We start from the raw sequence: 12,475 nt of genomic DNA on the forward strand, positions 1-12,475 counted from the left end.
CTCGTCAAGCGTGTTGACGAGGAAGTTAAGGAGCTGGTCCTCGTGGATTTCACCGTCTGCTTGCTGGGTATTGGACACACCGTCAGCAAGCAGACGTCTCAACTAACCGGCTTTGTGAAGTACTGAGATTAGACTCAATGTGTGATAGACCGCCAAGCACGGAGGCCACGGCGCGATGGTGTACTCTTCCTTCTTGGGTTCTGTGGGGTCCTTGTGGCTGAACTGCTGTTAACCCCTAGACCGACTGCCACAGAGGGGAAGTTCGTATATGGACTCCTCTTTGGCTGTTCGATAGCCGTGATGCTCTCGGGGGTATTCCGAGCGACCACTCGGCAACTCATTGCGTCAACGATTTCTCTCGGAGTTGGATTTGGTATTGGGGCGACCGTCAATCTTCTCTGAACGAACCAACCGAGAGATTTGCAACCAGATTCTCACGGCTGATTCGGCCCTGCAGTCACGAAATATACCCCGATCACGAGGCCAATCTGTGAAGAGACAGTATCAACAGCGCTAGGAGTACTCTTATCGCAACGATTCGCAATATGCTCGCTACAGTTAAAATCTCATCACTCTGGAACTGCGAACTCGTTGTATTCTCCGAGGTGGTAGACTAGTTCTCCATCTTCTTCCATCTCGTGCAGAAGTTCGAAGATTGTATTGTAATCAAAGGCTATGTCGTGTTCTACTCTAAGTTCTTGGCAGACAATACCAGGTGTTACTGCTGCTACATCAGCTTCCTCGACGATCTCAACACAGAGTTGTCTCAGTTTGTCTTCACTAGGATTCATTTGATCATTTGCTAGAAGTCTCGGAATAAAAGACGATGGGGTATAGAAAGTCATCAGTTTCGCACACAAATCTATGGGCACAAATCGTTCAGTATTCAAGGGTTCCCACAGTTGATTCACACTCAAAGACGTGAAATAAACACCGTGACAAGTTTTCTATGAAACTCTATGCAATAATCTCACAAGATCTGTCTGACTAACCGGATGCCAACAGTACCGGTTTCACTTTGAGCGAACCCCCCACATCCTTATTACGAGTGAGTGTTAGGCATAGACTATATGACAAACGACGGGGGTGATACGGTTGGGGATCCACTCTTTGCCGATCAGGATCCCATTTTCACTCGCAAGGAACTACTGCATGTGGGGCACGTTCCTGAAGAGGACCGTATCGTGGGGCGCGACACAGAGATTGAATCGGTGGCCGAAGAAACGGGGGCAGTCGTCCGCGGTGATCCGCCGAACAACGTGATGATCTATGGGAAGACGGGAACTGGCAAGAGTCTCGTCTCCCGGCACGTCGCGACCCGGGCAAAGAATGCGGCCCAAGCAAACGGCGTTGACTGCGACGTCCTCTATATTGATTGCTCAGAGGCTGACACGGAAACCCGAGCGACGCGACAGATCGCAACGGTACTCAAACAACAAACGGCGTATGATCAACACATCCCCCTTCGTGGCGTTGGGACGATGGAGTACTACCGACATATCTGGCAGATCCTCGATACCCATCTCGATGCCGTGTTGGTCATCCTCGATGAGGTCGACAAACTCGCGGACCCGAATATTCTGATGCAACTCTCCCGCGCCAGAGAAGCCCAAAAAACAGAGTGCTACATCGGGATCATCGGGATCAGTAACAAAATCCAATATAAAGAGCAGTTGGATGAGCGGATCAATTCTAGCTTTGGCCATCGCGAACTCTTTTTCCATCCCTATGATGCCGAACAGCTCCAAGAGATAATGCGGAACCGCACGGATGCATTCCAACCGGGCGTGCTTGGCGCCGGCACCATTGAACTCTGCGCTGCGCTCGCGGCCAAAAAGCACGGTGACGCACGGAAGGCGATTGACATCCTGAAAGAAGCAGGGGAACTCGCACGGCGAAATGGCGACACAAAGATCACTGATCAACACATCAAGCAAGCACAAAATGTCGCCGAAATCAACCGCGTTGAAGAGTTGACGAGTGGGGGGACGATCCACGCCAAACTTGCGCTGTATTCGTTAGCCAGCCAGGTCCTCATCCACTCTCAAGACACATTCTCGACGCGGGAGGTTTATGAGCGCTATACGAAGATGTGCGATATCGCCGGGTATGACTCGGTGACTGAAAACGGGCTCTACAAACAACTGAAAGAGCAGGCCTTCTTGGGTGTCATCGAATCCACCAAAACCGGCGGCGGCCGCTCACAGGGCAGCTACCTTCTCCACCGACTCGTGACAGACCCGAAGCATATCGTGAAAGCCGTCCGCCGCGATGCCAGTCTGGAGGTCCTTCCATCACTTGCTGATCTTGAAGAGCTTGCTGACGGACAGGATGCCGATCTCCAGATGACTCTCGATCGTTCTACGCGATGAACGAGGCTTCCTTCTTGGCAGAGAAGAGTTTCTGCTTCGGCGATGTGACTTGCAGATCCGTACGGAATCAGGTGGGGTAGGGATAGTACGTGAGAATATGTTAGCAGATACAGTCTGAACGAGGGGTGGGGTAGGGATAGTACGTGAGAATATGTTATTGAATACACTCTGAATGAGGGGTGGGGTAAGGATAGTACGTGAGAATATGTTAGCGGATACAGTCTGAACGAGGGGTGGGGTAAGGATAGTACGTGAGAATATGTTAGCGGATATAGGGGAAGATCTGGAAGACTTCTCCACACTTACACAAGGATTGCTCAGTTCAGAGCAGACCGTCTATTTGTTACAGCATAACATACTTCTGATAGTAGTTCGACACGTTAGGGGCTATGGACGAGTATTTCGAGGCGTTAGCGAATGTGCACCGTCGACGAATACTCATCACCTTACTTGAATACAACCCACAGCGAGATACCGTCGCTGTTCCAGAGGATATTCACCAGGGAAAGAAGGCGTTAGAGGCTCTCCAGACAGAATTCTATCACTCGCATCTCCCCCGATTAGAAGAGGCGGGACTCATCCGCTGGAACCGGGATACCCACGAAGTGCTGAAGGGGCCCAGATTCGACGAAATCCGACCCCTGCTTGAGTTGTTGCGAGACCACGCCGATGAACTCCCCGACGACTTGCTGTAATTACCATATTTTGAAGGCTTCTGGGATGAATCGTCTCTTCATAATGCAGATAAAAGGTCCTGATTCTTCTTTCAGGGATGATTCCAGGGGCGTTTCAGAGGTTATTGGTTTCATTCTTATATTCGCTACTTTGATCATCCTCCTTTCGGTCAACCAGGCGCAATTTGTACCCCAAGAGAACAAAGAGATAGAATTCAATCACTTTCAGGATGTCCGGAACGATCTGGTTGAACTTCGGAGTTCGATATCAGAGGCCGGACAGGCCAATGTTTCTCAGTACCCAACTGTGACGCTGGGAACGGAGTACCCAGCACGGGTTCTCGCCGTCAATCCACCCTCACCACCTGGGATATTAGAAACAAGTAAGGCCTATTCTCTCCGGATACACGATCCGGATGGACCATCTGGGAACGTTTCGACTCGTTTTCTCGTATATCGAAATGGGTACAACCAAATGGATATTGGTCCCATCTGGTACGAACACTCCGTGCTCTATCTTGATGAGCGTGGTGATGGTGGGTCCGTCGTAATCTATGAGGATCAGAATATTATAACCGGGAACAATTCCGCTCGCGTGACTGCTCTGCAGAATGACTTTCGTGTAACGTCAACCGGCGAAGTAACAGTAGACCTGTATCCGACTGAGAACGCATCTATCAATACCAAGAATATGAGTGGAAATGTGACCCTCAAAATACCCACTCGACTTAATGGATCAGAATATTGGGATGATTCGATAGGTGGGATGACACCAGATGGTCAATGGGAATATCACGGAACGGACCCACACCCTGATGACGGCGTTTGGTTGTTAAATCTGACTGTCAAAGCTAGCTCGCTCAATTTCAACACGGTCGGCATTGATTCAGCTCCTGAGGATCAACGTTCTGCAAGTGGAGGGGTGGGTCCCTCCGGAGGTTCTGGGAATGGTGATACAGGTGGTGACACAGGTGGTGATACGGGAGATGAGACTCCAGGGGCATTAGTGTATAATGATGATGCCATAGCGAGGGATGGAAATGATGATCCCAGTCCAGACACCAGTGGAGGGGTAGAGTTCTCCGTCCAGAACCAGTATGAAGAGCCAGTCACAATAACAAGTATGCTAATTAATCCTGATAACCCCGATATCAATGAGTTGGATGACGGGGTGTCCAATGACTTCATAGGTAGTCGTGATCCTAATCCTGACGAAGTCGAGATTCGGACTGCAAATAGTTCTGGAACAATCCAATTTTCAGAGTGGACTACAGGGGGGTTTTTCGGGGGTGATGAGGAAGCACTGGCGATTGATGGACAAGTAACAATATCGCCAGGAATTGATGGCGAAGTCAATTCAGATACACGGCCCAGAATTCAGTCAGGGCAAAATCTTACCATTAGTATGTATGAATTTTATGACAGAGCAAGCGCAGGAGAAGGGAACCAGTATTGGCGAAATGAGAATATAGATATGAGCGGGGAACAAGTTACATTCACTTTCGTGTATGAATTTGATGATGGCACAACAAATTCGACAACATTTCAGATCACTCCATCGTAAACTCCCAGGTAACTCTTCTATGACCCCTGAAAATACAGTCTGAACGAGGGGTGGGCCCTCCCCGTTGAGTTAGACGAGGGCGTCAGAGATGCAAGGGGATTGGACATACGATCCAGCACGTTCGTGAGCCTGCCTCAAAACGGAAGGCCCTATGTGTACGTACACGAAGTCCACGACAGATGCTTCCGTGGGGACACGCGGCGCTCGGATATGTGTTGTATTCGTTGTATGCACGCCGCCGATACGGTGGGCCACCAGTTGGATTAACTGTGTTCGCGCTTGGTATCGGCACCCAGATCCCAGACCTCATCGATAAGCCATTCACGTGGACGATTCCACTGCTCCCATACGGGCGCAGCCTTGGGCATTCGTTGTTTGTGCTTGGGGCCATCTGCAGTCTCTTGTGGCTGTATTTTCAGCACCCAGACCAGCGCGCACTGACCAGTGCGTTTGGAATTGGCTATAGCTCCCACTTGGTTGGTGATGCGATCGGGCCGGTCGTATATGGCGAGTATGCCAACCTTGGCTATCTCCTGTGGCCGATCACAAACGTCCCAGCAGAGGGCTCGACACGAAGTTTCCTTGCGTTCTTCCTGAATTTGACCCTCACGCCATTGCTCTGGTTTGGGGTAGGACTAACTGTGGTGGCGTTCGGCCTCTGGATTGCCGATGGAATGCCGGGCGTCCGCGATCTCATTTGGGGACCGAAGACGACGTCGCGAACACAGTCTGTCCAAGACAAGTGACTTTCTCCACCCTAACGCGGTTCGCTCCTTGAGGATGGGGCCTCCGCCTTGAGTTATGTGACCACCCAAGGAACGATATGTGTATTCTTCCCGATCACGAACCGGAAGCGTAGAAAGGGCAAAAAGAGTCAAACACACTTTTCATTCACCGAACAGGCTTACCAGTTTGCGCTGCCAAGTATTTCACATATGAGTGTGGGTGGCCTTGGCGATAGTGAGGTTGAATATGTATATGACCGCCGAAAAGTGGTCCCAAGTCTCGCTTTGGTTGAAGCGATAGCCGAAGCTGAAGATGTCCAAGCGACACAACTATCCGAGAAGCTTGGTGCCCCGATTGGGACGTATGTAAATCTCGATGCGATTGATAATCTAGTAACCGAAGAAGATGAGGTCGGTGTTGTGCTTCGCATAGATGAATATCGAATACACATTGATGCCGACACGGTCACGGTCGAACCGCGCAACTTTGAGCGGTGAGTGTCTTGATGTCCATTCTATGGGGGATCACGCCTAGAGTGACTCAAATCTGAGAGACAATGCAATCACCTCCACCGAGACATTCCCGAGAACGCGACCATCAAACAGGTCACGGTCAAGCAGGAACCGACGGGTGAGTGGTTCGCCACATTCGGTATCAACGTGGACGAAGCAACGCCTGAGAAACCGGAGACGCCCGAGAAAGTCGTCGGGATTGACGTAGGCATCCTGAAGTACGCTCACGACACCGACGGGTACGCTATCGAGAGTCCTGACTTCAGCGACGAGCGCGAGCGGTTGGAACGCGCACAGCGCAACCTCTCGCGGAAACAGCACGGCTCTGCGAATTGGGAGAAACAACGCCGGGTCGTGGCCGAACGACACGCCGAGTTGAAGAACAAGCGCCGTGACTTCCTCCACAAACTCTCGAACTACTACGCCCGAGAATACGACCTTGTGGCCGTAGAGAATTTGGACGCGAAGGGTTTGGTGGAACTACCGGGCAACTCGCGCAACCGTGCGGGTGCGGCGTGGGGGACGTTCCTTCGGATGCTCGAATACAAGTGCGAGCGGGAGGGAACGCACTTCGTCGCTGTTGACCCGAGAGGGACGACCAAGGAGTGCGCGTCCTGCGGGGTTTCGACCGACAAGCCGCTGTGGGTACGCGAACACTCTTGCCCGGCGTGTGGGTTCGAGGCGGATAGAGACGCGAATGCGTCGTGGAACATCTTTTCTCGCGGTCTCGAAGACGTAGGAGTGGTTCACTCCGAACGAATGCCTGTGGAGACTGCGCTCCCTACGGACACCGTTGTGTCTGCAAAGTGCGTCGTGGAAGCAGGAAGCCCCTGCCTCAAGGAGCCGCCGAAGGCGGCGAGTAGGCAGGGGTAGTTCACTAATGATGGGGACAAATAGATTGCGCGGTATGCGGCCTGTCGAAGTGACATTGTCTTACCCCCGTGCACGAGCCATACCGGTGGGCGTGCTTCCCGTACTCCACGCCACACCTCTCTTACAGCTCAATCTTCTGTCACGCTCTCTCTTAGCCTGTACTAAGGTGGCGTGCACTCCAATCCAGCCTAGCCCAAGTACGCGAAATAGCGACTAGCAGTGTGCAGTTAGGAAGCCACCAAGACGGAGAGGGGGGATGGGTTGCGGGTTTGGCTGAGGGAAGGGAGGCACCGACGACCCGCAATTATTGTGCGGGCGTCATTAAATGTATATGTAACGATGATTCTCGAAGGCCACGGAACGGGAGAAACCGGTGGACTCCTCCGTCTAAGTGTCACTGAACAGTTAACACCTCCTGTATGAACTTGTAACAGGCACCAAGAGCGGCAGTGACCGTCTTCACGCCTCGGGGGAGAGGTCTTGGAGATTGTTTTCAACACGTTCGACAAGTGCGTCCGCATATCGCAACTCTTCGCTCAAATCCTCGTCATCAATTTGGTCAGCGACCGCTTGTAGTTGCTCCCGTGCGTCTCGAAGCTGCTGGATTGTGGTACTCATATGTAGGTGCGTTTTGTGAGCAGTATACATACTCGTTGTGGCTTTACAGCGTGTCATAGAAAGATCCGCATAGGTGTCTGCGTATTCAGCGTTAGCGGCTCCAAGATCGTCATCTCGGTTCTCACAGCAGTTTTGCGCTCCACGTTGAATCGCCGTTGATAGTGATGAAATATCAGTATCCGTATCAGAGCGTGTTATCACTGACTGATTCTATAGCCCGTGCACTAAGTGCACGCTCTTGTAAACCTGTAACGGCTAGAATCAGTACTCAGTGAGACCAAGGTGTGGGACGGATTCTATGACACGCTGGCTTTACCTAAAGATAGGTACTAACGCCCCTTCCTCAACGAGCGACCGGAGGAAGCGAGTAGGGAGGGGTAGTTCACTTTCTCTTTTTTCTAGTCGATTATCCCATAACAACGTAGAGCAACCAAAGATCCGACTTGTTTTATTATAATACAGAAATGCCAATATATTACATTTCTACGGCCGTAACTGATCTCACAATTTAGTTTCTCAGTTTTGATTTATCGTTGAATTGTTAGCCAGCTCTCTTACATTGAGTCAAAAGCTGTCTATTATCTAAATCGTAACCTATTGTGAAACACAAGAGGGGGGCCCCTCTCGGTATTTTTTAACACTGGGCGGTCCTTGGGATATCATATATGGTCCCCGAACCGACCACCAAGGAAACAACGGCAACGAAGGGGGAAGGAGCCAGCGAGCAGACATCCGAGACCCCTAGAATCCGCAGCCAGGTGCTGGCTATCTACCGTGAGTATGTTGGCGAACCAAACCAAGAACGCGATATTTACTTGGGCTTTGGCCTGTTTTTTGCGGGTGTTGCACTTGGAGTCATCAGCCTCGCCTTGTACCTCCACAGTGGCGCTCAACCGACTGGGTCAGAGCTATTCTGGCAGTCCCGTCGGATGGCACTGGCGGCCGGGGCACTCGGGCTGCCAGCAGCGATCCTTAGCGTAGTGGTGTTACTCCCGGTTGGGCGCCGCACACTTGTAATCGGGCTGCTTGGAGCGGCGTTGTGTGTCGGTGCGACTAATATCCTTCTCTCGGTGTATCCGTACCAATGGTCAAGTGAGGTGGCGTTTGATGGCGGCGCACAGACAGTCACAGTGTACGCCCTTGGTACAACCCTGTTAGCGACCTCGACTGGGACGGCACTTGTTGCGCAGTATCTTGACCGCGCTACGTCAGCAGCCGCTTCCAGCGACGGTGCAGAACAGACAGACACAGAGACGACTGATGACGCAACGGAGTCTGATATTTCCGATGCGGAAGTCGAAGCCGATATCGAATCAGCGCTGCATAACACCGAGTTATCGTGGGGGGGCGTTGAAGCAACTCCGAACACGAAGCGTCTGAATCTCAGCACGCCAATGGAGACAGAGATGAGTGAGGCAAATGCGAATGAAGTTGAGGCAACAACGACACGCTCAGATGGCGAAACCGTTGACGACGCAGTGGCCGGCCTTCGGCGTCTCCAGGGTGGAGAATCAAATACCCAGCGCGGCACAAGTACCGAAGATCAAGTCGCAGCCCTCACAGAAGTCCGCGAGCAACAAGCTGAAGAGACCGTCGAAACAGGTGTTGACACCGCTGATAGCGTGACTGATCGGATTCGGAACCTTCTATTTGGGCTATAAGCCCCTCGAGACGTCCAGTAGTTGCTCACCCAAGGAAAATATCCACTCTTCTCGTGAGTGAGCTTTCTTTGTGAACGTTCGGACGCCGTGGTTCGAACTAGGTAGCGAGGTGGGTCCCCCGCCTCACTGTGGGTAGGAACGAACCCAACATCCGCCGCCCACGTAAATAATGCTGTTCTTGGCAGCCCAACGTTGTGGCAGTGGTCGGCGGCCAACAGCTGTCGCGGATCACGGATCGCCGTCAACCATCCTCTGAAGTCAGGGACGCCGACCTGTGAACGCCGAGACTACCTCGGTACGACGCGCTGACCCCACTGATAAGCCACGGACCACCGCGCCCGTAGCAGTTGATGACGTCCCTGGAATCTCATCACAGATAACTATCGATTTTCTGTACGACTCCAAGGCCCTCGTTTGCCTACTTGTCTGGAGGTCTTTGTACGCATCTTGCACCCCATTGAGATACTCAAATGACTCTCACACCCACGAGTAGACTTTTGGTAACTCCGACCGGACGCCCACTATGGCTCAGGGCCTTGACGTGGGAACGATGAACATTCTCTCTGCCCGGCAAGACGGCAGTGAAACAGTCTTCGTACAGCAACGGAACTCCTTCGTTGAAATCGATTACAGCGATATGGCAGAGCAGATGCTCTCGCGAAGTGATGTTCTCCATATCCGAAAGGATGACCAAGTCTACATCGTTGGCGATGACGCACTCAATTTCGCGAATATTTTCAACGAAGAGACCCGTCGCCCGATGCAATCGGGAATTCTCTCCAGTGATGAACAGTCTGCAATCCCAATGATCAAACTCATCGCCGAGCAAGTTGTGGGGCAACCGAAACACAACGATGAGTTGCTCTTCTTTTCAGTTCCCGCAGATCCGATTGATGCTGACGTCTCCACGCTGTACCACCAGAAGACGATTGAATCGTTGCTCACGGATATGGGGTATACACCCGAGCCCATCAACGAGGGGATGGCCGTCATCTACTCCGAATTAGCGAACCGAGAGTTCACCGGATTAGGAATTAGCTTCGGGGCCGGGATGACCAATGTGTGTCTTTCGTACTATGCCGTTCCAGTGATGAAGTTCTCGATTGCCCGTGGTGGCGACTGGGTTGACGAACAGGCCGCAAAAGCTACTGGTACTCCGGTCGATAAAGTCACCTCACGCAAGGAAGAGGACTTCTCATTAGACTTCGAGACAGACGTAGGTGGGATCGAAGGAGCACTGAGCATCTACTACGACAACTTACTTGATTATGTGATCGAGAACATCATCAAAGAGGTTGATGAGGAAGATGTCGAAGAAGATCTTGACGTCCCGGTTGTCGTCACTGGCGGTACCTCAAGTCCTGATGGGTTTGAGGAGCTCTTCGAGGAACGATTAACCGAGTCACAGATCCCGTTCTCGATTAGTGACGTACGACAAGCAGACAACCCACTGTATAGTGTTGCCCAGGGGGCGCTAGTTGCCGCTCGATCTGAAGAACAGCGAGCCGCTCAAAACCAGTCGACCGAAGAGGCCGCCGAAGTAGAAAACGAGTAGCGACTTCGACTATTCCTCACTTCTATTTGGATCGGCTGACTCTTTTTTTGAAGCCCCTGCATCGTGTCCACGGATTCCCCTCGCTACGTGTTGGTTTCGGTATTGGTTTCTGTTTCGGCTCTGCCATCCACAGACCCGGATTGAGCACCCTCGTCATCAGGAGATTCGCTCGAAGCCCCGCTCGAATCTACACTACCAGTGCTGTTAGCATTTCTCTCGGAAGAAAGAGCGGACTTTGGATTCGGCTCGGGATCCGAGTCCGACTCGGCTGCCGTCTCTGAGGCGGTGCCTGTGGAGTTAATCACGGTTCCGACAGCGACTCCTGTAGCTTCGAGCGATACCTCATCCATAGACGCCAACTGTGTGTCTGGAACGTCGACACTTTTGGTCCGAATTTGTGGATCAGCGTCGCTGAGTACGGGCCCAATTGTGTTCTGGAAGCGATCAATCGCGTGCTCCCAAGACTCCTCGGCGATACTCTCTCCGTGGTGAGAGGCAGGGATATTGGCGAATCCACACTGCTCACAGACAACCGCAACGAACTCTCCCTCTGGGCGCGTATAAGATGTCAGCGTCGTTCCACAGCGCGGACACTCCATACCCTCAGTTTAACCGCCGCCATCTTGAACATTCGGCGCCCACACTGAGTCGACAACGTGGACAGTGACGGACACGTCCGATGACGACTACAACTCTTGATCGAGGGTGACTTCTTCCCCACTTTACTCCGTCGCTCGCTCCTTGGATTGCTTTGAGGGGGCATTAGTGCAAAAATACACGACACTGGCGATGAGAGTGTAGGGTATGCCCGAGATTACGGTTACGGAGGCACAACAAACTGCGATTGAAGAAATCCGGCGTGATCTTGAACAGACATATATTGACACGTATGGCCACATCCGGACTCAAGATGTGATCCAATACCTTCTGGATACATATACCCCGCCTGAGAGGCGTCACGACCCTGGGAAAGACGCATATGAGAAAATCGCTACTGCGACATTTCCAACCCTCCAGCGCGTCGCTGCCGAAGTTGAGGAGGTCCCCGGGAGTGGAATCGACGCAGACACAATGCGTGGTATGTTACTGTCAACGCTCGGTCCCAAGGAACTGACAAGCCGGCTCGAAGAGACCGAGTCAGATGCATCTGACCCATCAGCAGACGAAGTAGCCACTGCAGACAACACCAGCGCACAACCAGGGACCGACAGCGATTCAGCTTCTGAACCGGACTCAGATGCAGTTGAGGCAGGCAGAAGTGACACTGATAGTACTGAATCCACTGGGGAATCAGGACCCACGGATGCAACCACCAGTACAGAATCTGTGCTGGCTTCAGCAAACCAATTGCTCAACGATCACGGCGACAAATGGCGTCAAACCACGGATGGCGATTCCCCATACGAAGTCGATCTCCCAGACGGAACAACGACGCAAGCCCGGACAAAAGACGACGTCCGACAACTCTTATTCAAGCATTACTGAGCAAACTGCGGCGGCGCGACGTCTGACGATTCCTAACAGTTGTCCGGGACGGATTCAAAGAGTGCCAAAGTGGATGCCACGGGGCTTAGCTCCGAAGCGGTTGGCATCCGAGGGATGGGGGAATTGTCAAATAATTCCGCCAACCGTGTATGTCCTGTCTTGCCGCCGAAAATACATTCACAAACCAACTGGGGAGCTCTATATGATCCGCCGAGTAAACGACCCTCCCCTACTTCGCTCGGGGTCCAAGGACCCGCTCGCTCGTTGAGGGAAGGGCTTTCGCGTGGACTCCCGTTCTACGCCTCACCAGAGGCGGGAGGGTTGTACTCCCCGCTCACGTTCAGCGTCCCGCGATTCAGGCGCACGTCTACGGGTGCGCCTCCGTCGTCTGCGTTTTGCCGGCGACGGAGATACTGCAGTCCAATGTTCTTTGCC

At 52.4% G+C, this 12,475-nt stretch carries 11 protein-coding genes and 2 pseudogenes; 9 read left to right on the forward strand and 4 right to left on the reverse strand.

Annotation, left to right across the window (positions count from 1 at the left end; all coding sequences use genetic code 11):
• Positions 1-569: 569 nt before the first annotated feature.
• Positions 570-791, reverse strand: a complete 222-nt coding sequence (locus D3D02_RS20470) for a hypothetical protein (RefSeq protein WP_147435679.1) — start codon at positions 789-791, stop codon at positions 570-572.
• 279 nt (positions 792-1,070) lie between these two features.
• Here D3D02_RS20470 and D3D02_RS17505 point away from each other — a divergent pair, with 279 nt between their 5' ends.
• The 6 genes and pseudogenes from D3D02_RS17505 to D3D02_RS17520 all read left to right on the forward strand — a co-directional run.
• On the forward strand, positions 1,071-2,372 hold the full coding sequence (locus tag D3D02_RS17505) for a Cdc6/Cdc18 family protein (RefSeq protein WP_121571242.1): 1,302 nt from the start codon (positions 1,071-1,073) through the stop codon (positions 2,370-2,372).
• Between the two features lie 389 nt (positions 2,373-2,761).
• Complete coding sequence (locus tag D3D02_RS17510) at positions 2,762-3,067, forward strand: ArsR family transcriptional regulator (protein WP_121571243.1); 306 nt, start codon at positions 2,762-2,764, stop codon at positions 3,065-3,067.
• Positions 3,042-4,610, forward strand: a complete 1,569-nt coding sequence (locus tag D3D02_RS20475; RefSeq protein ID WP_147435680.1) for a hypothetical protein — start codon at positions 3,042-3,044, stop codon at positions 4,608-4,610. Before D3D02_RS17510 ends, D3D02_RS20475 begins: the two co-directional genes overlap by 26 nt.
• 179 nt (positions 4,611-4,789) lie before the next feature.
• Positions 4,790-5,356: a metal-dependent hydrolase gene (locus tag D3D02_RS17515; RefSeq protein ID WP_121571244.1), complete on the forward strand. Its 567-nt coding sequence runs from the start codon at positions 4,790-4,792 to the stop codon at positions 5,354-5,356.
• Between the two features lie 57 nt (positions 5,357-5,413).
• Positions 5,414-5,833: a HalOD1 output domain-containing protein gene (locus tag D3D02_RS20480; protein WP_147435681.1), complete on the forward strand. Its 420-nt coding sequence runs from the start codon at positions 5,414-5,416 to the stop codon at positions 5,831-5,833.
• Between the two features lie 66 nt (positions 5,834-5,899).
• Positions 5,900-6,721, forward strand: a pseudogene (locus D3D02_RS17520) (RNA-guided endonuclease InsQ/TnpB family protein); the annotation flags it as partial.
• Positions 6,722-7,180: 459 nt separating this feature from the next.
• On the opposite strand, the gene D3D02_RS20730 reads toward D3D02_RS17520, so the two are convergent.
• Complete coding sequence (locus tag D3D02_RS20730) at positions 7,181-7,339, reverse strand: hypothetical protein (protein ID WP_158599409.1); 159 nt, start codon at positions 7,337-7,339, stop codon at positions 7,181-7,183.
• 665 nt (positions 7,340-8,004) lie between these two features.
• Between D3D02_RS20730 and D3D02_RS17525 the strand changes: the two genes are divergently transcribed.
• Both D3D02_RS17525 and D3D02_RS17530 read left to right on the forward strand, forming a co-directional pair.
• A complete protein-coding gene (locus D3D02_RS17525; protein WP_199723148.1) occupies positions 8,005-9,000 on the forward strand; it encodes a permease in 996 nt (331 codons plus the stop codon).
• Positions 9,001-9,523: 523 nt separating this feature from the next.
• A complete protein-coding gene (locus D3D02_RS17530; RefSeq protein WP_121571245.1) occupies positions 9,524-10,555 on the forward strand; it encodes a hypothetical protein in 1,032 nt (343 codons plus the stop codon).
• Between the two features lie 83 nt (positions 10,556-10,638).
• Here the strand turns inward: D3D02_RS17530 and D3D02_RS20485 are convergent, their stop codons facing one another.
• Positions 10,639-11,154 (reverse strand): hypothetical protein, encoded by a 516-nt coding sequence (locus tag D3D02_RS20485; RefSeq protein WP_147435682.1) that lies wholly within the window; start codon positions 11,152-11,154, stop codon positions 10,639-10,641.
• Between the two features lie 205 nt (positions 11,155-11,359).
• Here D3D02_RS20485 and D3D02_RS17535 point away from each other — a divergent pair, with 205 nt between their 5' ends.
• Complete coding sequence (locus D3D02_RS17535) at positions 11,360-12,040, forward strand: hypothetical protein (RefSeq protein ID WP_121571246.1); 681 nt, start codon at positions 11,360-11,362, stop codon at positions 12,038-12,040.
• 296 nt (positions 12,041-12,336) lie between these two features.
• On the opposite strand, the pseudogene D3D02_RS21280 reads toward D3D02_RS17535, so the two are convergent.
• Positions 12,337-12,475, reverse strand: a pseudogene (locus tag D3D02_RS21280) (RNA-guided endonuclease TnpB family protein); the annotation flags it as partial.

The organism is Halobellus sp. Atlit-38R (assembly GCF_003665925.1).
GTDB lineage: Archaea > Halobacteriota > Halobacteria > Halobacteriales > Haloferacaceae > Haloquadratum > Haloquadratum inordinatus.